Source organism: Streptomyces sp. NPDC018019 (assembly GCF_044327805.1).
Lineage (GTDB): Bacteria > Actinomycetota > Actinomycetes > Streptomycetales > Streptomycetaceae > Streptomyces.
Genome location: NZ_JBIRGD010000011.1, coordinates 24,017 through 44,467, shown reverse-complemented (window position 1 = coordinate 44,467; position 20,451 = coordinate 24,017). Strand labels below are relative to the sequence as shown.

Annotated in this window: 19 protein-coding genes and 1 pseudogene; 10 read left to right on the top strand and 10 right to left on the bottom strand. The window is 72.1% G+C overall.

Features of this window, described 5'->3' with window-relative positions; translation table 11 throughout:
• Window positions 1-5: 5 nt before the first annotated feature.
• Both ACH4FX_RS19750 and ACH4FX_RS19745 read right to left on the bottom strand, forming a co-directional pair.
• Complete coding sequence (locus ACH4FX_RS19750) at window positions 6-1,406, bottom strand: cytochrome P450 (protein ID WP_398480611.1); 1,401 nt, start codon at window positions 1,404-1,406, stop codon at window positions 6-8.
• A gap of 1 nt (window position 1,407) precedes the next feature.
• Window positions 1,408-2,946 carry a prenyltransferase/squalene oxidase repeat-containing protein gene (locus tag ACH4FX_RS19745; RefSeq protein ID WP_398480609.1) on the bottom strand — a complete coding sequence of 513 codons (1,539 nt, stop codon included), beginning with the start codon at window positions 2,944-2,946 and terminating at the stop codon, window positions 1,408-1,410.
• Between the two features lie 287 nt (window positions 2,947-3,233).
• Here ACH4FX_RS19745 and ACH4FX_RS19740 point away from each other — a divergent pair, with 287 nt between their 5' ends.
• Entirely contained in the window at window positions 3,234-4,715 is a 1,482-nt protein-coding gene (locus ACH4FX_RS19740) for a GXWXG domain-containing protein (protein WP_398480607.1), read from the top strand.
• Window positions 4,716-4,784: 69 nt separating this feature from the next.
• Here ACH4FX_RS19740 and ACH4FX_RS19735 read toward each other — a convergent pair whose 3' ends face one another.
• Both ACH4FX_RS19735 and ACH4FX_RS19730 read right to left on the bottom strand, forming a co-directional pair.
• Entirely contained in the window at window positions 4,785-5,018 is a 234-nt protein-coding gene (locus ACH4FX_RS19735; protein WP_398480605.1) for a hypothetical protein, read from the bottom strand.
• 604 nt (window positions 5,019-5,622) lie between these two features.
• Window positions 5,623-6,756, bottom strand: a complete 1,134-nt coding sequence (locus ACH4FX_RS19730; RefSeq protein WP_398480604.1) for a DUF1152 domain-containing protein — start codon at window positions 6,754-6,756, stop codon at window positions 5,623-5,625.
• A 169-nt stretch (window positions 6,757-6,925) separates the two neighbouring features.
• Between ACH4FX_RS19730 and ACH4FX_RS19725 the strand changes: the two genes are divergently transcribed.
• The 7 genes from ACH4FX_RS19725 (at window position 6,926) to ACH4FX_RS19695 (ending at window position 13,278) form a co-directional block, all read left to right on the top strand.
• Window positions 6,926-8,314, top strand: a complete 1,389-nt coding sequence (locus ACH4FX_RS19725; protein WP_398480602.1) for an STM4012 family radical SAM protein — start codon at window positions 6,926-6,928, stop codon at window positions 8,312-8,314.
• A 226-nt stretch (window positions 8,315-8,540) separates the two neighbouring features.
• Window positions 8,541-9,161 carry a GTP cyclohydrolase I gene (locus ACH4FX_RS19720; RefSeq protein ID WP_398480600.1) on the top strand — a complete coding sequence of 207 codons (621 nt, stop codon included), beginning with the start codon at window positions 8,541-8,543 and terminating at the stop codon, window positions 9,159-9,161.
• A 9-nt stretch (window positions 9,162-9,170) separates the two neighbouring features.
• The gene (locus ACH4FX_RS19715) at window positions 9,171-9,503 is read left to right on the top strand and encodes a hypothetical protein (protein WP_398480598.1); all 333 of its coding nucleotides are present in this window, start codon (window positions 9,171-9,173) and stop codon (window positions 9,501-9,503) included.
• Window positions 9,504-9,510: 7 nt separating this feature from the next.
• Window positions 9,511-10,005, top strand: a complete 495-nt coding sequence (locus ACH4FX_RS19710; protein WP_398480596.1) for an LOG family protein — start codon at window positions 9,511-9,513, stop codon at window positions 10,003-10,005.
• A 41-nt stretch (window positions 10,006-10,046) separates the two neighbouring features.
• Complete coding sequence (locus tag ACH4FX_RS19705; RefSeq protein ID WP_398480594.1) at window positions 10,047-10,796, top strand: NUDIX domain-containing protein; 750 nt, start codon at window positions 10,047-10,049, stop codon at window positions 10,794-10,796.
• Window positions 10,793-12,043, top strand: a complete 1,251-nt coding sequence (locus ACH4FX_RS19700; RefSeq protein ID WP_398480592.1) for an MFS transporter — start codon at window positions 10,793-10,795, stop codon at window positions 12,041-12,043. Before ACH4FX_RS19705 ends, ACH4FX_RS19700 begins: the two co-directional genes overlap by 4 nt.
• Window positions 12,040-13,278, top strand: a complete 1,239-nt coding sequence (locus ACH4FX_RS19695) for a nitric oxide synthase oxygenase (protein ID WP_398480590.1) — start codon at window positions 12,040-12,042, stop codon at window positions 13,276-13,278. The genes ACH4FX_RS19700 and ACH4FX_RS19695 overlap by 4 nt, the downstream gene beginning before the upstream one ends.
• A gap of 59 nt (window positions 13,279-13,337) precedes the next feature.
• Here the strand turns inward: ACH4FX_RS19695 and ACH4FX_RS19690 are convergent, their stop codons facing one another.
• Window positions 13,338-14,318, bottom strand: a complete 981-nt coding sequence (locus ACH4FX_RS19690) for a DMT family transporter (protein ID WP_398480588.1) — start codon at window positions 14,316-14,318, stop codon at window positions 13,338-13,340.
• Between the two features lie 216 nt (window positions 14,319-14,534).
• On the bottom strand, window positions 14,535-15,266 hold the full coding sequence (locus tag ACH4FX_RS19685) for an SDR family oxidoreductase (protein ID WP_398480586.1): 732 nt from the start codon (window positions 15,264-15,266) through the stop codon (window positions 14,535-14,537).
• 70 nt (window positions 15,267-15,336) lie between these two features.
• Between ACH4FX_RS19685 and ACH4FX_RS19680 the strand changes: the two genes are divergently transcribed.
• A complete protein-coding gene (locus ACH4FX_RS19680) occupies window positions 15,337-16,263 on the top strand; it encodes a LysR family transcriptional regulator (protein WP_398480584.1) in 927 nt (308 codons plus the stop codon).
• 230 nt (window positions 16,264-16,493) lie between these two features.
• Here ACH4FX_RS19680 and ACH4FX_RS19675 read toward each other — a convergent pair.
• The 4 genes and pseudogenes from ACH4FX_RS19675 to ACH4FX_RS19660 form a co-directional block, all read right to left on the bottom strand.
• Window positions 16,494-16,762 (bottom strand): annotated as a pseudogene (locus ACH4FX_RS19675) (YbhB/YbcL family Raf kinase inhibitor-like protein); the annotation flags it as partial.
• Window positions 16,753-17,484: a PhzF family phenazine biosynthesis protein gene (locus ACH4FX_RS19670; RefSeq protein WP_398480582.1), complete on the bottom strand. Its 732-nt coding sequence runs from the start codon at window positions 17,482-17,484 to the stop codon at window positions 16,753-16,755. The pseudogene ACH4FX_RS19675 and the gene ACH4FX_RS19670, both read right to left, overlap by 10 nt.
• Window positions 17,485-17,534: 50 nt before the next feature.
• Window positions 17,535-18,197 (bottom strand): ATP-binding protein, encoded by a 663-nt coding sequence (locus ACH4FX_RS19665; protein ID WP_398480580.1) that lies wholly within the window; start codon window positions 18,195-18,197, stop codon window positions 17,535-17,537.
• Between the two features lie 254 nt (window positions 18,198-18,451).
• A complete protein-coding gene (locus ACH4FX_RS19660) occupies window positions 18,452-19,336 on the bottom strand; it encodes a helix-turn-helix domain-containing protein (RefSeq protein ID WP_398480578.1) in 885 nt (294 codons plus the stop codon).
• Between the two features lie 142 nt (window positions 19,337-19,478).
• On the opposite strand from ACH4FX_RS19660, the gene ACH4FX_RS19655 reads away from it, so the two are divergent.
• A complete protein-coding gene (locus ACH4FX_RS19655) occupies window positions 19,479-20,282 on the top strand; it encodes an alpha/beta fold hydrolase (protein ID WP_398480576.1) in 804 nt (267 codons plus the stop codon).
• Window positions 20,283-20,451: the final 169 nt, after the last annotated feature.

Genomic DNA, 20,451 nt, shown 5'->3' with positions numbered 1-20,451 from the left:
AGGTATCAGGGTTTGCGGGCGTGTGCGGTGAGCAGCAGGCGGTCCGGGCGGAGGACGGTGCCGACCAGGGGACGTACGGGGGCGGAGTCGTCCGGCGTCACACGCCGGTGGGCGAGGAACGCGGCCAGTGCCAGCGTCAGTTCGGTCCAGGCGAAGTCCTCCCCGAGGCACAGCCGGCTGCCTGCTCCGAAAGGCAGATAGGCGTGGCGCGGCGCCTTCGCCGCGGCATCGCGCGGCCACCGCTCGGGGTCGAACCGGTCGGGATTCCCGTACGGCTGCGGATCGTGGTGCAGGGCGTACGGACTGAAGAACACCTCGGCGCCGGGGGAGAGCGGTACGCCGCCGAGGACGACCGGCCGTACCGCGCGGCGCATCAGCAGCCACGACGGCGGGTGCAGCCGGAGCACCTCGGTCAGCACCTGCCGCGTGAAGGTCAGCGCGGGCAGATGCCCGAAGCCGGGGGGACTTCCGCCCAGGACGGTGTCGAGCTCGTCGTGGATCCCGCGCTGGACGTCGGGACGCCGGGAGACCTCGTGCAGCGCCCATGCCAAGGACGCGCTGACGGTTCCGGTCCCGGCGAGGAAGAGGGTGATCAGTTCGTCGGTGACCTCGGTGTCGGACAGGGCCCCTTCCCGGCCGCCCGCGAGCAGCAGCATCGACAGCAGGTCGCCGCGGTCCCGGCCGTCGGCGCGGTACGTCCCGATGATCCGGCGCTGCACCGCCACCAGGCGCCGCAGCGGACCGGCGTCCGGCGGCCGCCACCCCGGCAGCAGCGGCAGACGTTCCGCCCAGGCGTGCAGCGGGGACAGCGCCAGACGCATCGAGTGGTACTTCACGGACAGCCAGTCCTTGACGGCGGGGTGCAGCTCAGGGTCCTGGGGTTCCGCAAAGAGGGTGCGCAGCAGGATGTCGAGGGTCAGCCGGTGGATCTCCGGTACCAGGTCGACGGTGGTGCCGGAGGCCCAGGCGCCGGACCGGGCCAGGGCCCGTTCGGACATGACGCGGGCGTAGCGGCCGATCCGGTCGTGGTGGAAGGCGGGCTGCATCATCCGGCGGTGGCGCAGGTGGCGGTCGCCGGCGGCAGTGATCAGCCCGTCCCCGAGAGGCACCCGCAAGGCGTCGAACATCGCGCCCTTGTCGAAGGCGCGGGCCTGTACGGTCAGCACCTCCCGCACCAGTTCTGCGGAGTTGACGACGTGCACCGGCCGCGGGCCGATGCGGATCTTCGTCACCGGCCCGTGGTGCCGCAGCTCCCGGACGAAGCGCAGGGCGTCGCGCTGGAGGCGCGGGGCGTGGCCGACCAGCGGCAGGCGGCCGGGGGCGGTGGGGGCGCGGGCGCCGGTGCGTGCCCGTGCCGGTTCCGCCGTGCCTGCTGGGGCTGCCGCGTTCGGCGTGTCCGGCTGCATGTCAGCTCTCATCGTGGGTCCGGGCACCGGTCTCCGCCGCGGTGCCGAGGCGACGTCGTCCGGAGACGAGGCCGTGGGCGGCGAACGCATGGGTCTGGGTGGGGAAGTGCGTGAGGAGCGGTCGCGGGCCGTGCATGAGCGGCACGTCGGGCCAGGTGCCGTCCTCGCGTTGCGTCTCCACCAGGTAGGCGAGTCCCGGGCCCCAGCACGCCTCGTCGAGGAGCCCGCCGCGTTCCAGGGCCGCCAGTGCCAGCCCGGTGGCGGCGGGAGTGCTCGGGCTGCCGGCTTCGACGGGCCAGCCGCCGTCGGGGTTCCGGGTCCCGGCCAAGGCCCGGGCGGCGGGGTGGCCGTCCGCGCCCGCGTGTCCGGGTGCGCCGAGAGCGGGCAGCACCTCGGCGGTGGCGTACGGCAGGCCCTCGTACCACCCGGCGTGCCAGCGCCCCTGCGCGTCGAGCCGTCCGGTGAGCCAGTCCCGTGCCGCGGCCAACGGCACCTGGTGCCGGCCGGAGTACTGGTCCAACGCGGTCACGACATGGGCGACCACGTCGTCCACCGGCGGGTCACCGGCGGACTGCCAGGTGCGCCAGAGCCCGTCGGCCCGCTGCTGCCGCGCCAGGTGGCGCAACCCGGCCCGTACCGTCGCGCCGGGCAGGTCGCCCACGCCGTTCAGAGCGATCAGGGCGGCCGAGGTGGTGTCGTTGTCGGACTCGACGCCCGAGCGGTACGGCCAGCCGCCGTCCGGGTTCTGCGCCCCGACCAGGAACGCGACGGCGGCCGGCAGCCCGTGGCGGTCGAAGGCCGCCGTGCCGTGGAAGGTACGCACGGTCAGGGTGGTGTCCCAGACGTCGCTGGTCGCGAAGCGCCAGGTTCCGTCCGGGAGCTGGCTGTCGAGCAGGTAGGCGACACAGCGCCGGGTGGCGCCCGTACCCGGGGCGGCGGCTTGGAGCGCGAGTGCCGCGAGGGCGGTGGTGACCGGATTGGCGAAGAAGTCGCCCGCCGGGGCCTGCTCGGCGGCGATCACACGGGCTGCGTCCTGGGCGGCTGTGCGATTGCCGTAGTAGCTCTCCACCAGAGCGTGCAGGGACCAGAGTTCGACCCGGCTCCAGCGCTTGAGCGGTGCCCGGCCCGCGACCGCGGTGGCCAGCAGCGTCCGCAGCGCGGCCGGTCCGTCACCGCCACGAACCGCCCGGCCGGTGTGCAGGGCGATGGCCTGGAGGAGCCGGGAGCGGGCCGACAGCGCCCGGTCCGTGAAGGAGGGGTGGCGCACGTCGATGGGCTCGCCGGTGTCCAGGGCCAGGGACAGCAGCGCGGCCTCCACGGCGTGGGCCACCGGGTGGTGGTCCTGCGGGGTGGCGCCGCCGGCGAGCCACGCCCTGCCGCGCTCGGCGGCTCGGCCGGCACCGGCGTGCGGCGAACGGGCCAGGGCCACGGTGCACAGCGCGGTCTCGGTGATGCGTGGGGCGGGGGCGGCGAGCCAAGAGCCGTCGTCCCGCTGGGTGGCGAGGACGTGCCGGGTGGCGAGGGCGAGCGCACGGTCCACCTGCGCTGCGAGTCGCCCGGTCCACGGGCGTGCGTCCGGGACGGGCGCCCGACGCACACCCGCTGCGGCGGCCGACGAGCGCGCGTCCGGTACGGAGGGCGCCTGCGGTGCGGATGCCGTGAACGGCAGAGGGGCGTCCGAGGTCGGAGTGCCGAATACGGATGTGTCCGGTATGGGGGGTAACGCACAGCCTTCTGACATCTGTTCTCTGTTTCTCCTGGTTCCGCTGCCCGGCATGCGCGGCTCACCGGAGGGGACGGCGGCCGGCGCGCCCGTAGCCTGACGGGGTGGACACCTCACGGCCGACGGCCCATCCTCCCCGGGAGATCAACTCCATAGCGGAGACATGCTCCGCCGCGTTACAGAACATGCCGCGGCTGGAAATCTGGCTCAAAGAGCACGGGCTGCCCGTGGACCCCGCGCTCGTCCCCCTGATGTGCCTCCAGACGGCGTTCTTCACCCCGTGGCTGCCGTCGGAGACCTGTCACCAGATCTCGCGGCTCACGGTCTGGCTGATGGCGATCGACAACGTCCTGGACGCGCCGGACACTCCGGAAACCGCGGGCCCGGAGGAGACATCGGCCCGGGTACGGGCCTGGCACCGCATCCTCGCGGAGCCCGCCGGTCCCCAGGACGACAGCCACGAAGACCCTGTCGATCCCGTGGCCTCCGCTCTGGCGGAAATCGTCCATGCCCTGCACCGCGACGGCTGTCCCGAACTGGTCGCGGTCTGGCGCGAAAGCATGTGTCAGACACTCACGGGCATGCACCGCGAACGCGAGAGAGCCCAGGCGGCCGAAGCCGGTGGCCGCGCGCTCCCGCTGGCGGAGTACCTACGGGACGGTGCCTGGACCATCGGCGTCGAACAGCAGGTCACCGCCCTGTGGGCCCTCATGGACGAGCCCGGCCTGTCCCGGCGTCTGCCCGTCCTGCTCGGTGCGCTGCGCCAGGCCGCCCTCGCGATCCGCCTGCTCAACGATCTGCGCGGCCATCACCGGGAACAGGCCGAGGGCAAGACCGATGCGCTGTCCCTCGGCCTGAGTGAACAGGAGGCGTACCAGCGCGCCGAAGCGGGCATCGAGAACTGCCGGCGGGCCCTGGCTCCGCTCACGGCGGCCGGGTACGGTTCGGCGGTGGCCCTGGAGCGGGTGGTGCTCTGGCATGCGCGGATGTACCACCGCTTCGACCCCGTACGGCCCGGCCCCACGGCGAGCACCCCGCTCGCGGACGGCACCGGCCGCACCCCGTTCGTCCCGCACCCGGAGGAGGCCGTCCCGCCCATGAGCACCGAGCAGGAAGTCCTGGAGACCATCGCGTCCGGAGGGGAGTACGACACCGCGAAGCTGGCGGACCTCTTCGACCGGCTCGAACCGGTCGACACGGACTTTCTCATCGGCACCTGGCAGGGCGGCGGGTTCGAGTGCTCCGGTGAGAACGCCGAGCTGCTGGCGAAGATGCGGTGGTACGGCAAACGGTTCGCCGACGCCGATCACGTGGAGCCGCTGCTGTGCCGCGACGAGGACGGCGCGGTGTACTCGTACGAGGAGCTGGGCCTCGCGACGCTGCACGAGGTCGTCCACCGCGGCAAGCAGTCCACGGCGATGGTCTACGACCAGCTGCCCGTGATCGACCATTTCCGCCGGCTCACCGACGACGTCCTGCTGGGCGTGATGGTCAAGAAGGGCGCTTCCGCGGACTTCTACTTCCACCTCACCCGCGTACCCGCCGCACCCGGGCCGGCGCCACGGCCTTCCGGGGACGGCGGGTGAGCCGTGGGCCTCAGCAGCTGAACGGCGCCCGGGCCGGCCGTGGCCCGGGGCCGTCCGCAGGCCCGTCCGTCAGCTGTCGAGCCGGCTGCGCAGCAACTGCTTGCCCAACTCAGCGCCCTTACGGCTGTCTGCCTGCGCCTTGCGGAACAGCTCCACGAGTTCGGTGTCCTTCTCCCGCTCCGCGTCCTGGATGTAGGTCTCCATCCGCAGGGCGTTGTTCAGACAGGTCTCCGTGAACCACAGGAGGTTGTAGTTCTTGTCCTTCGTGCCGGTGGCCTCACCGGTTTCGGCGCTGCTGGACATGGTCAACCGTCCTTTCGCTTCCGCCATCTCGTGTGTCGTAGCAGGGGGCGCGAAGCGGGTACCCCTTTGTGAGCGGCCAAGCGCCGCGGACCGTGCCCGGTACCGCCGCTCCGGCGCCATCCGGCCACACCGGGATGGCCGGAACGCCGGAGGCGGATGCGCGTACAGGCCGGAGGCGAACGGGCTCTCTCGCCGCGCGTGGGACCGCCAGGAAGGGGTACGCCGTCGGCGTCGGTATTTCCCTGCTGATCGGAGGCACGATGTCTCTGTGGTCGTGGGTCCGTGGACACCTGGGAGACAGGTCGGGCGAGCGCCCCCTCACCGAGGTCCAGTCAGGCAGGCCGGAGCAGACGGGCGGCCGGCCGGACGACGAGGCGCCGGACCGGCACAGCACGACGGGAACGACACCCGGCGGAACCTCTGTGGGACGGGTCGGCGGCGACGACCCCGGCTACCTGGAGACGGGCGCCGAGAAGCGCGCCGAGTCAGCGGGCGAACCGGGCGGTGAGTCCCCGGAACACACGTAGCCGCGGTGGGCCCGGACCGGGATCATCAGCGTGTCGAGCGCGTCGCGGATCCGACCGGAACGGACCCCCCTCGCGGCTCAGGCCGGGGTAGGGCGTCCGTCGGGGTGCAACTGCCACAGAGGCGGTACCGAGCGTGCAGGAGCGGTGTTCTCCAAGTGGCTGCGCAGGGTCGTCAGTGTCTCCTTGGAAAGGCCCAGTTCCTCGGCGAAACGACGGGTGGTGGCGTACTCGATGCCGGTGGCCGCGGTGTGCTGCTCCCACTCGACGAACCGCCGGTAGAGGGAGGCGGCGTCCTCGGGGGCACTGTCCTGCTGCCGCGCGCAGCCGAGAGCCGTGCGCTGCCGCTCTGCGCGCTCGCGTTCCCGGGCGACTTCGGAGAAACCGCACACGGAGCGGCTGGCTTCCTCGGCTTGTGCCAGGTCGGTGGTGCCGTCGAGGGCCCGGGCCAGCCGGTTGATCTCCAGGACCCGGGACAGGGGGAGCCGGTAGACGTGTGCGCTGGCGGGGCCGAGCACGACCGGGTCCGGCGCGTCGCGGGTGCCGCAGACCCCCTGGACGCCGCGGGCCGCGGCCACCAGGAGGGCGCTCGCCTCGGAGGGGTGCCAGGTGAAAACTTTGCCGACTCCGTGCGTATGGGCGGCGGTGAGCGTGAGTTCCGGGTCGTGCAGGCGCGGCAGCAGTACGGCTTCGGGCACCTCGGAGTCGAGTCCCGGGCCGGCGATGTGCACCGCGGCCGGCAGGCCGGTGCGCCGGCACGCCGCCACGACGAGCGCGTCGCCCAGCGGGCTGCGCAGGGTGGGTTCGCAGCCGTCGGCCGCCACGTCCCCGCCCACGTCGACGATGTCGACGCGGTCGGCGCCGCAGTATTCGGCGGCCTGGGCGATCTGGCGGGCCAGGCCCACCGCGCCCTCGTACGGGTCGATGAGGCCGAGCGCGGGCCGCAGGTCGGCCGCGAGGCGCGGCAGCAGCGAACCCGCGGGCGGGACGGGGGCCGACGCGGGAGTGACCACGTGTACCCGATCGCCGACGCGTTCGGTGCCTGTGAAGTCCGTCCGCCGCCGGGGGCCGGGCACCGGATCGATCACCAGGCGTTCCCAGGCGTATGTCAGGATGAGAGCAGGAGCGTCCGCACCGTGCAGAGCCGAGTGGACCATCGCGGTGGTGATGGCGTCCCCGCCGCCTCCGGCGGCGATCAGAAGTCTGGCAGTCAATACCGTTACCTCCTTGAGGCGTTACAGGTGTGCGGGGCGCGGCCCAAGTGACCGGGCCGCATCCGGGAGACGGCGCCGCACCTATGTCTACGTATTCGTGCCCCATACCGCTATCGTGCCGTGAGAGTCGTACTTCCGTTCCCCTCTCGGAAGAGGGAAGGTGTTGTCCATGACCGCCTCTGCTCCGGTTCAGCCGACTTCGGGCAGGCCGGTTTCCCCGCAGACTCCCTACCAGCAGTACGTCTACGTCTACCCCCACCAAAAGGCATACCGACGGCTGGCGAACGGGCCGTTGCTGAGCGAGTTATGGCGGACCGAACGACTCGGCTCCCTCTCGCTCTACGTGCACATTCCCTTCTGCGAGATGCGCTGCGGGTTCTGCAATCTCTTCACCCGCACCGGCGCTCCGGAAGAGGTCACCAGCGCGTTTCTCGACACGCTGGGCCGGCAGGCGCGGGTGACCCGCGAAGCGCTGGACGCGAGCGGGCGGTCCGCGCGCTTCCTGATGTCCGCCTTCGGCGGCGGCACCCCCACCTACCTCACCGCCGCGGAGCTCACCCGCCTCTGTGACATCTGCGAGAACGTGATGGGCGCCGACCTCGGCGCCGTCCCCTGGTCGGTGGAGACCTCCCCGGCCACCGCCACCGCCGACCGGCTCGCGGTGCTCGCCGAGCGCGGCGCCACCCGGCTCAGCATCGGCGTACAGAGCTTCATCGACGAGGAGGCCCGCGCCGCCGTACGGCCGCAGAAGCGCGCGGAGGTGGAGGCGTCGCTGGCCCGGCTGCGCGAGGCCGGGTTCCCCGTCCTGAACATCGACCTCATCTACGGCATCGACGGCCAGACGGAGAGTTCCTTCCGCGTTTCTCTGGACGCCGCGCTGGCCTGGGAGCCGGAGGAGATCTACCTGTACCCGCTGTACGTCCGCCCGTTGACCGGGCTGAGCGCCCGGCACGACAAGGACGGCAGGCAGTGGGACGAACAGCGCCTGCGCCTGTACCGGTACGGCCGCGACCACCTGCTGGCGGCCGGGTACCGGCAGACGTCCATGCGGGTCTTCCAGCGGCTGGGAAACCCCGGCGGCGACGGTGCCGGCGACGCGAGCATCAGCGAGTACAACCAGCAGGCCGGCATGGTGGGACTCGGCGTCGGCGCCCGGTCGTTCACCACGTCCCTGCACTACACGACCGACTACGCGGTGGCCGTGCCGGAGGTGCGGCGCATCATCGACGACTACATCGCCACCCCCTCCGAGGACTTCCGCCGGGCGCAGTGGGCCTTCCAGATGGACGACGGGGAACGGCGCCGGATGTACGTCCTTCAGTGGCTCCTGGAGACCGTCGGCCTGCCGGTCACCGACTACCGGAAGCTGTTCGGCACCGAGCCTCTGGAGGACTTCCCCGCCGAGTTCGCCCTGCTCCGCGAGAAGCAGTGGCTCGACACAGGTGAGCCCGATGTGCTCAGGCTCTCCCCGGAGGGGATGGCCTGGGCGGATGCCATCGGCCCGCTCTTCTTCTCCCCGCGGGTCAACGAGGCGATGGCGAGCTACCGGGACAAGTAGCGCGACCGGCCGGCGCCCCGCACAGAGCCACGCGAGGGGGTCATGCCGCCGTGGCACACCTGTGCGCGGGCGCCACACCCAAAACTGACGTGTTTTCACTCCACACTGGTTGACTCGCTTACGAATCGGCCTAGCCTGTCAAACGGTTGTTCCATGTAACGCTCCAACTGACCAGTCCTGGGAGTTCCGCCGGACAGCGGACCGCAAGGACGTGGAAGGGTGCACCATGGCGGAACCCCAGCAGCCCCATTTACCGCTTCCGCCCAAGCCGGTGGACGTGGATGTGATCGAAAACGCCATCAGCGAGTTGTTGCGCGGCCTCGGCCAGGGCGACAAGAAAGAGGTGATGGCACAGACCCCGCGCCGGGTGGCGGAGCTGTACGCCCAGTCGATCAATCCGGGCGACATCGACATCGAAGAGGACTTCAAGGTCTTCGACAACCCCGGGATGCAGGACCTGGTCCTGGTCAACGACGTGCATTACGTCTCGCTGTGCGAACACCACCTGGCGCCCGCCTTCGGGGTGGCCCACGTCGGCTACGTACCGGACCGCAAAGTGGCCGGCTACTCCAAACTCAAGAAGGGGCTCAACTACCTCGCGCGCCAGCCCCAGCTGAACGAGCGCCTGGTCGTCGACGCGGTGAACTTCCTGGAGGCACGGCTCCAGCCGAAGGGCATCGCCCTGGTCCTGCGCAGCGCGCACTGCTGCATCGCGCTGCGCACCAACGCCCCGAGCCAGGAAGTGGTCACGGTCATCGAGCGGCGTGGCGTACTGTGCGAGGAGCGCTACTGGTCGCCGCTGTGGGCCAGTGCCGTCGCGGAGAAACCGGCCTTCCTGGGGAGGTAGGTGAGCCACATGGACCAGGGAGCACAGTCGTCCGTGGCCGACGAGGACGTGCGTCGGCTCGCCGACCAGATGCGTCAGGCGCTGCAGACCTGCTCCGTCCACACCGTGGGTCCGCTGGCGGCGTACGAGAGATGCACCGCCGCCCTGGACGGCGGGCGCATCAGCGAGCAGCAGTTCCGCGAGATCGGCCGCAGGCTGGTCGCCATGTCCGAAGAACGTATGCACGCGTACGAGTCCCAGGGGGAGCAGCCCGGCAACTCGCCGAAGATCAGCCGGGAGAGACGGCTGATCAGCTTTGTCGACGCGCTCTTCGCCCTCGGCCTGCGCAAGAAGGAGAGCTGAGCACGCAGTGGAGAAATGGCCGGACACCCTCATCGCCGTGGTCGGCAAGGGCCGCAATTGCCCCCCGGCGGTGTACGAACTGGCCCGCGAGGTCGGTGCGCTCGTCGCACAGCAGCCCGGCTGCCTCCTGGTGACCGGCGGTCTCGGCGGCGCGATGGAGGCGGCGGCGCGCGGCGCGAAGGAGCACGGGGGCCGCGTGCTCGGCCTGCTGCCGGGCCTCTCGAACCGTACGACGCAGCCGCACGCCGAGGTGGACCTCCAGCTGGACACCGGCCTGACCGCCAACGGCCGCAACATCGTGCTGGCCAGTGTCGTCCATGCCATGATCGCCGTCCCGGGCTCGCACGGGGCCCTCCAGGAGATGATCGTGGCCGTGGACGCCGAGAAGACCGTATGGGCCGTGGGGGAGCACAGCACGCGCCTGCCGGGCGTCGAGTACCTCGCGTCCCCGGACGAACTCGCCGCGCGCCTGACCGCTTTCCGCGCCGCCCCGATCCCCTGACGCCGGACGGCCGGCGCGCGGACAACTGCAGGGAGTGCCCGATGAGCGCCACCGTCCTGACCGTCGACCTGGTGGTGCTCGCCCACGACGACGGCTGGCACCTCCTGCTGGTCCGCAGGGGCAAGGACCCGTTCGCGGGACGGTGGGCACTTCCCGGCGGGAAGGTCGGCGCCGGCGAAGGCGCGACGGCGGCGGCCCGCCGCGAACTGGAGGAAGAAACCGGGCTGCGGGCCACCGCCACGGATCTCGTACCGCTGACCTGGCGCACCGCGCCCGACCGGGACCCCCGGGGGCGCTATGTGAGCCTGGTGCACGCGGTGCTGCTGCCCCAGCGGCAGCAGGTGCGCGGCGGTGACGACGCCGCGGCGGCGTGGTGGCAGCCGCTGCCCGTACCTCCCTACGGCTTCCCGGACGCCGGGGCGGAGCGGCACCTCGCCTTCGACCACGCCGCCATCCTGCGCGAGGTGCTGCCCGCCGCGCCGCCCGACCGGTCGGCCGTACCGCGGGTCAGGGCGGCGACCGAGGCGGACAGCCGGGAGATCCGGCGCCTGTGGCAAGCCCACGCCCCGGCCGGTGGCACGGTGGGTGTGCCCACCACCCACCCCGCGGACGGACCCGGCCGCCGGACGCTCGTGGCGGCGCTGGGAGGCTTCCTCGTGGGCTGTACCGGTGCCCCGCACGGGAGCGGCCCGGCGGCGGAGGGCCCGGCCCTGGTCCGTCCCCGCTGGCAGGGGCGGGGCATCGAACAGCAGTTGGCCGCAGCACAGGCTAAGGAGAGCCCCCCACGGTGAGCCGCAAGAAGACAGCAGCCACAACCACACCCGGCATCCCGCACACCACACCGCACAGCCAGGCATCCGCCCTGGGACGCGGCGTGGTCGTGCTGCTCACCGTCGGCACCGGACTGTCCGTGGCCAACAACTACTACGTACAGCCGCTGCTCGGCGACATCGGCCGCGACCTCGGGCTGCCGGAAGGACAGGCCGGCCTGCTGGTCACCGTGGCACAGAGCGCCTACGCGGCGGCCCTGCTCCTCGTGCTGCCCCTCGGCGACCTGCTCGAACGACGCCGGCTGATCGTCATCCTGTCCTCGGCCTGCGCCGCGAGCCTGCTGCTCATGGCGACCGCCCGGTCGGAGCCCGCCCTGTTCCTGGGCGCGGGGCTGGTGGGGCTGTGCTCCGTCACCACCCAGGTGATGGTGCCCTACGCCGCCTCCCTGGCCGCCCCCGACCAGCGCGGACGTGTCGTGGGCACCGTCATGGCCGGACTGCTGTGCGGCATCCTGTTCGCCCGTACCGTGGCCGGCGCCCTGGCCCAGTGGGCCGGGTGGCACGCCGTCTACTGGTGCGCCGCGGGCCTGATGGCTCTCCTGGCGGCGTCGGCAGCGCTCTTCCTGCCCCGGTACCAGGAGACGGGCACGCCCGGCTACCGGCAGCTGGTGGTCTCGGTGTTCCGACTGTTCGCGCGGGAACCGGTGCTGCGGCTGCGAGCGGCCTACGGAGCACTGTCCTTCGGCGCCTTCAGCGTGCTGTGGACCGCCCTGACCTTCCTGCTCTCCGCCCCGCCGTACGGCTACTCGCCCGGCGTCATCGGGCTGTTCGGCCTGGCGGGCCTGGCCGGGGCGCTGGCCGCGGCACGCGCCGGACGGCTCGCCGACCGGGGCCTGGCGCACCGGGTGACCGGCATCTCGTCCGTACTGCTGCTCGTGGTGTGGGTCCCCCTGGGGCTGGGCGGCATCCTGCTGCCGGTCCTGGTCCTGGGCATCGCGGTGCTCGACCTCGCGGCCCAGGCCCTGCACATCACCAACCAGAGCGAGATCTACCGCCTGGCACCCGAGATCAGGTCCCGGCTCACCGCGGCCTACATGACGACGTACTTCCTGGCCGGGGCCGCGGGATCGGCGCTCGCCTCCGTGGCCTACGCCCGGCTGGGCTGGCCCGGGGTCTCGGGGCTCGGCGCGGCGCTCGGAGCGGCGACGACCGCGCTGTGGGCCCTCTCGGCGCTGCGCCGCCGCACCCGGCACAGGCAAGCGCCGTGAGGCCGGGGGAGGGGCGCTGCCACGCCGGCGCCGACCACGCAGGGCCGGACACGGTCCGCGCGCTGGCGGAGGAGTTCGTGACGCTGTACCACCGCGAGAACCCCGGCACCGGCTCGCCCGGCCGGAGGCTGGCGGAGGTGGCCGCGGAGATCTCCCGCACCGGGACCTACACGCACACGGCACAGGAATTGCTGTTCGGAGCAAAGGTCGCCTGGCGCAACAGCATCCGCTGCATCGGCCGCCTGTACTGGCAGTCGCTGATCGTGCGCGACCGGCGGCACGTGGACAGCGCCGACCGGATCGCGCAGGAAACCGTCCGGCACCTGCAACAGGCCACCAACGGCGGACGGATACGGCCGTGCCTCACCGTCTTCGCCCCCGACCTGCCCCGGCGGCCCGCCCCGCGCATATGGAACGACCAGCTCATACGCTACGCGGGCTACACCCGCCCGGACGGCTCGGTCCTCGGCGACCCGGTGAGCGCCGGCATCACGAGCGCCGCACGGAACCTGGGCTGGCCCGGCGGCCCGGGCACCCCCTTCGACGTACTGCCGCTCATCGTCCACGGCCGCGACGACAAACCGCGGTGGTTCGAGCTGCCGGACTCCGCCGTGCTCCAAGTGCCGCTCGAACACCCCGAGTACGCGTGGTTCGCCCGGCTGGGCCTGCGCTGGTACGCGGTGCCGGCCGTCGCCAGCATGCGACTGGACATCGGCGGCGTACGGTACCCGCTGGCCCCCTTCAACGGCTGGTACATGGGCACCGAGATCGGCGCCCGCAACCTCGCCGACACCGACCGCTACAACCTGCTGCCCGTCGTCGCCCGCCGGCTCGGCCTGGACACCTCCCGCGACCGTTCGCTGTGGAAGGACCGCGCCCTGGTCGAACTGAACCTCGCCGTGCTCCACTCCTTCGAGCAGGCCGGCGTCACCATCAGCGATCACCACACCGAATCGCGCCGCTTCCTGGCGCACCTGGCCCGCGAGGAACGGGCCGGGCGGGCCGTCGGCGCCGACTGGTCGTGGATCGTGCCGCCGATCTCCGGCGCCGCCACCCCGGTGTTCCACCGCTACTACGACACCGAGCAGCGCCACCCGGCCTTCGTCTATCAGCCGAAGGCACCGGCCGACACGGCCTGCACCGCCTCGCCGCAACCGCCCCGGCCCGATCCGCCCGCCGGCACCGGCTGCCCGGGCGATGCCTTGCCCCACGACGCCCCGTGCACCCAGGACTGACCACGACCCGACGAAGCCGCCAGGTCCTGCGGCTCCTGCGCCCTTTCGGCCCCGGCGGCTCAGGGCTCGTCGCGCGCCCGTCTGACCCCGGCCTTCGGCGTCCCGCCGCCCCGGCTCCCGGCCTCGTACGTCCCGCCCGCCCCGCTCGCGGCAACGGCCGCCTCCTCCCCGCCCGGCGCCGTCCGGCCGCGTGCCGGCAGGGAGACCACGATCAGACCACCGAGCAACAGCGCCGCCCCGCACGCCGCCACCACACCCGGCCGCTCGCCCAGCAGCGCGACGCCCAGCACCGTCGCGACCAGTGGTTCACCGAGGCTGAGCGTGCCCGCCGTGGCGGCGCTGATCCGGGTGACGCCGCGGGCGAAGAGGAGATAGCCCAGCGCCGTCGTGCCCAGGGCCAGCCAGCCGATCAGCACCACCGCACGCGGCGCCGACAGCCCGTCCGGCGCCGCGAACAGCCACGGCGACAGGAGGATCCCCGCGCACAGCACGCTCATCGGCGCCGCGGCCGTGGTGTCGGCACCGCACCGGGCGAGCTGTCTGGTCGTCGCGATGTACGTACCGAAGCTACTGCCCGCCACGACGCCGAGCAGCACGCCGGTCGCGTCCACCCTGGCCGCCGCGTCCGGCACCAGCAGCAGCCCGATGCCCGCGAGCGAACACGCGGTGCCGCACCACCACATGACGGAAACACGCTCACGCTCCAGCCACCACGCGCCCAGCCCGGTGACGACCGGTACGGTCCCGAAGGTCACCGCCGTGGCCAGCGCCGCCCCCGTACGGTCCACCGCCTCCAGGAAGCAGACCTGGAACACGGCCGTCACCAGGACACCGGTCAGCATCCACCACCGGGCGACAGGCCGCCACAGCGTACGCAGCCCCGCGGCCCGCACGGTGAACAGGCCGAGCACCGCCCCGCCCAGCAGCATCCGGCACGCCCCCAGGCTCACCAGAGAGACCTGGGCATCGGCGATGAGCTGCGCGGGCCCCACGGTGCCCCACAGCACCGCCGCCGCCAGCACCGGCACGATGCCGCTCAACCGGGCGTCCACCCTGGCCACACCCCTCGTCTCGACGTACCGCACGGACAGCGCGACACGGACCGCGTCCGGCCGCGTCCGGGGCCCGGACGACTCCCGCCGTCGACGCTAACGACTCGATGCGCCGGGCCCCCATAGTGGAAAGCTCCCAACGCCGCGCCGCACAGGCCCTGTCCGGTTGTCGCCTCCTACGACAACATCACGGTGTCCGCGCACCTATGCGGCCTGCGCCGTGGCCGCCAGGACGATCTCGCGCAGGGTGACGCGCTGCGGCTGCTGGTAGGCGTAGCTGATCGCGGCTGCCACGTCTTCCGGGGTGAGGATGTCGATGGCGTCCTTGAACGCCTGGTAGTCGGCCTTGATGGCCGCGTCGGTCGTGTGCGAGAGCAGCTCCGTCTCGACGGCGCCGGGCGCGATCGTGACCACGCGCACCCCGTGCGGCGCCACCTCCTCGCGCAGACTCTCGGACATGCCGTGCACCGCGAACTTGGTGCCGCTGTAGACGGTGTGGTGGGGGTAGCTCTTGCGGCCCGCGACGGAGCCGACGTTCACGATCGTGCCGTGCCCGCGCCCGACCATGCCCGGCAGTACGGCCCGCACGCCGTTCAGCAGGCCCGTCACGTTCACGTCGAGCATGCGCCGCCACTCGTCGGCCGGCTGTTCGGCCACCTCGCCGAGCAGCATGACACCGGCATTGTTGACGATCAGGTCGGCCGGCCCGTACCGCGCCTCGGCCTCCTGCACGGCCGCGGACACCGCGTCGGCGTCGGTGACGTCGACGGACCGGGCGAGGGTGTCCGGAAGGCCGAGCGCGTCCAGCCGTGCGGCCCGGCGGGCCAGGAGGAGCAGCGGGTGACCCTGCCCGGACAGGGTGCGCGCGGTGGCCGCGCCGATGCCCGAGCTGGCTCCGGTGATGACGGCGAGGGGCTTGGTGATCTCCGTGTTCATGGCTCCAGCTTCGGCGGCCGCCGGAGCCGGAACAATGCCGAACCGTGAAACGATCGATAAGCTGTGGGTTATGGAACGCCGCGATCTTGAGATCTTCCTGACCCTCGCGCACGAGCTGCACTTCGGCCGCACCGCGGAGCGGCTGCACGTGTCCCAGGCCCGGGTCAGTCAGAGCATCAAGCAGCTGGAGCGGCGGATCGGCACCGCGCTCTTCGTGCGCACCAGCCGCCGGGTGGAACTGACGCCGGTCGGCCGGCGGTTCCTGGCGGACGTACGGCCCGGCTACGACCTCATCAAGGCCGGCCTCGCGCGGGCCGTTGCCGCCGGCCGCGGCCTGGCCGAACCCCTGCGGGTCGGTTTCAGCAGCCCGCTGGCGGGCGAACTGGTGCTGGCCGCCGCTTCCGTATACCGGGAGCGGAACCCGGGAGCCGGCGAAGTCCTGCTTCAGGAGACGCCGCTCAACGACCCGCACGGGCCGCTGCGTTCGGGCGCACTGGACCTGCTGCTCGCCCAGTACCCGGTGGCGGAGGCGGACCTGCGGACCGGGCCCGTGCTGATATCCGACACACGGGTCCTCGCCGTGGCCGGCCGGCACCGCTTCGCGCGCCGCGCCTCCGTAAGCCTCGACGACCTGGTCACGGAAAAGCTGCTCAGCCTCTCCGGCCCCGTCCCCGACTACTGGCTCGACCACCTGCTGCCGCGCACCACTCCCGGCGGCCAGGCCATCGCCCGCGGTACGGCGGTGGCGACCCGTCAGGAACTCCTCGCCCTCGTCGGAGCGGGCCAGGGAGTCCACCCGACGGCCGCCCACGAGATCCGCTACTACGCCCGCCCCAACGTCACCTACGTACCGATCGCCGACGCGGCACCGCTGGAGTACGGCCTGATCTGGCGCTCGGCGACCGAGACCAGCCGGATCCGCGCGTTCGGCGAGGCCGCCACGGAGGTCGTACGACGCGGGAACGGCCCGGCCATGGTGTGCGCCGAGTGCCGGTGACCCTGGACGTCCAGATGCCTGGCCTGGGCGGGCTGGCCGTTCGGTCCTGGGGAAGTCGGGCGCACGCAACCGGGTCGAGGCGGCCATCGCCGCGTACGAAGCCGGCCTGCTCCCGCCGAGCCCCCGCCCACCCGGCACGCAAGCCCGCCCCACGCCCACACCCCGGCCGGGCAACGGCCTGCCACCCCCTCCCCACCGAAGGACTGCTGAGCTGCCGCGGCCCTCGGCATGTCGGCCGGTACGCCGATGGACTCGACGTCGAGGGCGTGCACCACGACGAAGTAGCGGTGCGGGCTGCACCCGGCCGGCGGGGCGGCGCCTATGAAGCGGGCCGCGCGGACGGCATCGGACAACTGGAAGGCGCCCCGGGCAGGCCCGGGCCGGTCTCCCTCGCCGACACCTTCGGGCAGTTCGGTCACGGCGGCGGGGATGTCCGCGACCGCCCGGTGCCAGAACCCGGACCGGTGGAGGCATCGGGGCCGTAGATGGTCACGGCGTGGCGCGTGTCGCGTAGGCCCGTTCCACTTCGGCGCTCACCTCCGCGGCGGGCGGGTGCACCGCGCACCGGCCGCCGAGTTCGACCAGGCCGTCGCCGGCCGGGGAGGTGCGGATGACCGAGCCCCGGCCGTGCAGGACCCGCAGCGGACGCCCGTGCTGGAGGGTGAGCAGCATCGACGCGCTGCCGCACGCCTCGTCCTCGCCCTTTCCGATCCGCGGGGCCCACAGCCGCGCGCGAACCTCGCCGGCCTCCTCGTCCGTCCACGCCCAGACCTGCGTGAAGTCCTCCCCGTCCGGCAGTCCGGTCAGCGCGTCGATCTCCGCGGCGGACGCCATCCGCAGATGACGCCACGGCTTGGACCAGGCGGCGGGGGCGGTCAGCCGGCAGATGCCGGCCGCGTCGCGCCGACAGGCCACCGGCCCGGCCTCCGGGACGATTTCCTCGACCGTGTGGCCCAGGTGGTGGAGGACTTCGAGCGTGCCGAGCACGGGGTGGCCGCCGAACCGGATCGGCAGCCCGTAGGAACCGTGGATGGAGATCACCGTACGTTTCGCGGGCGGCGAGCGGACGAAGGCGACCGCGGGAATGCCGAGCCGGTCGGCCAACTCCTGGCGCCGTTCCCCGGAGAGCCCGCCGCCGTCCGGTTCGATCACCACGAGTACGGGATTCCCGAACTCCCCGTCGTCGTCGACGAAAGCGTGTGCCAGTAAGCAGTCCACCATGCCGTCTCCTCGTGTGCGGTGGGGCGTGTGTCTGAGGTGATCATGCCGCATCACAGATGCGTTCCGGTGGGTTCCTGCTGTGTCTCTCGGGCAGCACGCCGGTCGTCGATCTCAACTCTCAGAGCAGGCCAGGGTTTTGCCAGTTGCTGCAATTGCTCCTGCGTCGGTGTGGCGATGGGACGCTGCGGCTCTGCCGTTGTGAAGTGGACGAGTGTCCCCGTGGTGCCATCCGCTTCAATGGGCTCCAGCCCGGACGTCGGGATGCCGTATTCGTAACGCTGCGTCCAGGCCCCGTTCCGGCGGCGGTTGGTGTGGACGAGCCATTCGCTGAGCGCCGCGACAACGGACATCCCGCGCCTGGGGTGCCCGTCGGGAAGCAGTTCGGCATCCGGGAAATCAAAGAACCGCAGGTCTTTTGTCGATATCACCGGTTTCTTGACCAGCCGGTGGTGCTCGTCCACCCGCGTGTCCGTGCCCCGGCCGTCGTCTCGCACGGACAGGGAGCCGTCCGGATGGAACGTGACCAGGCAGTTCCCTCCGCCCCTGCTCGCCGCTTCGTCAGCGGAATGGGCGAGCACTTCAAGGAGAAGATGCCAGGGGCGGCCCGGTGTGAATTCGTCCGGATTCTGCTGGATGCGCGCGAGGTGGGCCACATCGACGTGGGCGGACCAATCGTGTGTGGTGTTGACCCAAGAACGCCGGAAATTCTCCATCCGGCCATTATCTGACCCGCCTGCTCTCGATTGGGCTGCTTCAGCGAAGCTCCGCCTGACATTGGAATGTTCCGCCTGACACTGGCGCGAACTGAGCCTGTGGTGGGGACCTTCGACTCGGTCGTCTTCACGGCCAATGCGTACGGAAGCCAAGGATGTCCCTCCTGATGAGCCGAGCGGCACGCACATCGGCGCGCGCCGCTCGATCATCCTTGCGAAGGGGGAGGAAGTTACAGGAGGCGCTCGTCGAGGTGTCAGAGACCGCGTGCGCCGGCGGTGCCGTAGGCAGCACGCCAGGCGGCAGGCGGCATGCCGGCCTGGCGTCTGAAGAAGGTGGTGAAGTTGCCGGTGTCCCGGAAGCCGAGGCGCCGGGCGCAGCCGCTGACCGGCAGGTCGGTATGGGCGAGCAGTCTCTTGGCTTCGAGCAGGATGCGCTGGTCGAGGAAGGCTTTGGCGCCCGTGCCGGTGACGGCACGCGTTGCCCGGGTGAGCGTGCGTACGTCGTAGCCGAGTGCCCGGGCGTAGTCGGCCACCTGGTGCCGGTCGGTGAAGTGCTCTTCGACGGCGGCCCGGTAGGTGCGGAACACATCGGTGTGCCGGTCGCCGGATTGCCTCGTTCCGGTAGAGCCCGGTGCGCCGGGGAGGGCACGCAGGATCAGGGCCGCCAGCAGGTGCGAGAGCACCGCGGGTGAGGCCAGGTGTGGTGTGCGGGCTGCCGCGCTGTGTTCGCGGCCGAGGTGTTCGGCGGCCAGCAGGGCGAGGGCCAGCCGGCGATGGTCCAGGTGCCAGCACGTCGGCGTGCCGGCTTCCGGCGCCGTGAAGCCGGACAGGAATGCGGGCCGGAAGAGGATCAGCGGGCCGTCGCAGGCGTCGATGTCGCTCCAGCGGTGCACCATGCCCGGCCGGATCCACACGGCGCTGCCCTCTTCCAGCCGGAAGTGCTGAAAGTCCGCTTCATGGGTGCCGGTTCCGGACCCGACCAGAGCGAACACGTGGAAGTCGGGCCGCTGCGGCTGGGTACGACGGCGGTGGACGTCCATCGAACGCAGTGCGGCGAAATCGAGGACCTCCACTCCGTACGCCGATCCGACGGCGGGCAGATAGCGCAGCTGCCGCACGGCACCGTGTCCGTTTTCCACAAAGAACGTGCTCCTTTCCGCCACCGGGCGGACGATCCCGCTCCTACCGTCGGAGCTGAGCCTGACGGACAGGTCAGATTACCGGTCCGCGGCTTCCGCGGAGCGCCGGGAAGCGCTCTCCGTAACCCACAGGAAAGGCGCGATGATGCCGGAAACAACAACCACCCTTGCCGTGGCGGGCGGCTCCCTCGCCGTACGGGCGAGGGGCAACACCGGGCCGACGCTGGTCTTCGTCCACTACTGGGGCGGCTCCGCCGACACCTGGAACGGTGTGCTCGACCACCTGCCGCCCGGGCAGGCGACACTCCGCTTCGACCAGCGTGGCTGGGGTGCTTCTCAGGCGCTGCCCGGCCCGTACCACCTCGACCGGCTCACCGACGATCTCGCCCGGGTGGCCGAGGCGCGCGTACCAGGACCGTTCGTCCTCGTCGGCCACTCCATGGGCGGCAAGGTGAGCCAGCTCCTCGCGGCCCGCCGGCCGGCCGGACTGCTCGGGCTGGTACTCGTCGCGCCCGCGCCGCCGCAGCCGCCCGCCCTGGTGACCGAGGAGTACCGCGAGGGCCTGTCACACGCCTACGACTCGCCCGAGGCGGTACGGCACGCCCTCGACCACGTTCTGACCGCCACACCGCTGCCTCGTACGGTGCGGGACACCGCGATACGCGACAGCCTCGCCTCCGGAGCCGAGGCCCGGCGGGCATGGCCCTTGCGCGGGATCGCGCAGGACATCACACACGCCGCACGGGACATCGACGTACCGGTCACCGTACTGGCCGCGGAGAACGATGCGGTGGAGCCGCCGCATGTCCTGCGCGAACACCTCCTGCCCCACATCCCGCACGCAACCCTGGAGACCGTCCCTGACGCCGGCCACCTGCTGCCCGCGGAAGCCCCCGCCGCCGTCGCGACGGCTCTCCGGGAATTCCTCACGGCCGTTCGAAGCTGACCGCGGCCGGCCCTACGAGACAGGCATGTAGCCCTGCCGGTCGCGGGCCCTGGCGGACGAGTTGGGCACCCACGACGCCGGTACTGTCGCGGACAGTTGGCGCTCCGAGAGGGGCAGCCCTGTGTACGCCACGCCCTACGGGGACCCGGCCCCCGGGGCGCGTCCGCGC

Excerpts from the sequence above, each read along its gene's own strand:
- ACH4FX_RS19750 (WP_398480611.1), bottom strand. The coding sequence starts at position 1,406 with ATGCAGCCGGACACGCCGAACGCGGCAGCCCCAGCAGGCACGGCGGAA.
- ACH4FX_RS19735 (WP_398480605.1), bottom strand. The coding sequence starts at position 5,018 with ATGTCCAGCAGCGCCGAAACCGGTGAGGCCACCGGCACGAAGGACAAG.
- ACH4FX_RS19725 (WP_398480602.1), top strand. The coding sequence starts at position 6,926 with ATGACCGCCTCTGCTCCGGTTCAGCCGACTTCGGGCAGGCCGGTTTCC.
- ACH4FX_RS19720 (WP_398480600.1), top strand. The coding sequence starts at position 8,541 with ATGGCGGAACCCCAGCAGCCCCATTTACCGCTTCCGCCCAAGCCGGTG.
- ACH4FX_RS19715 (WP_398480598.1), top strand. The coding sequence starts at position 9,171 with ATGGACCAGGGAGCACAGTCGTCCGTGGCCGACGAGGACGTGCGTCGG.
- ACH4FX_RS19705 (WP_398480594.1), top strand. The coding sequence starts at position 10,047 with ATGAGCGCCACCGTCCTGACCGTCGACCTGGTGGTGCTCGCCCACGAC.
- ACH4FX_RS19685 (WP_398480586.1), bottom strand. The coding sequence starts at position 15,266 with ATGAACACGGAGATCACCAAGCCCCTCGCCGTCATCACCGGAGCCAGC.
- ACH4FX_RS19680 (WP_398480584.1), top strand. The coding sequence starts at position 15,337 with ATGGAACGCCGCGATCTTGAGATCTTCCTGACCCTCGCGCACGAGCTG.
- ACH4FX_RS19670 (WP_398480582.1), bottom strand. The coding sequence starts at position 17,484 with ATGGTGGACTGCTTACTGGCACACGCTTTCGTCGACGACGACGGGGAG.
- ACH4FX_RS19665 (WP_398480580.1), bottom strand. The coding sequence starts at position 18,197 with ATGGAGAATTTCCGGCGTTCTTGGGTCAACACCACACACGATTGGTCC.
- ACH4FX_RS19655 (WP_398480576.1), top strand. The coding sequence starts at position 19,479 with ATGATGCCGGAAACAACAACCACCCTTGCCGTGGCGGGCGGCTCCCTC.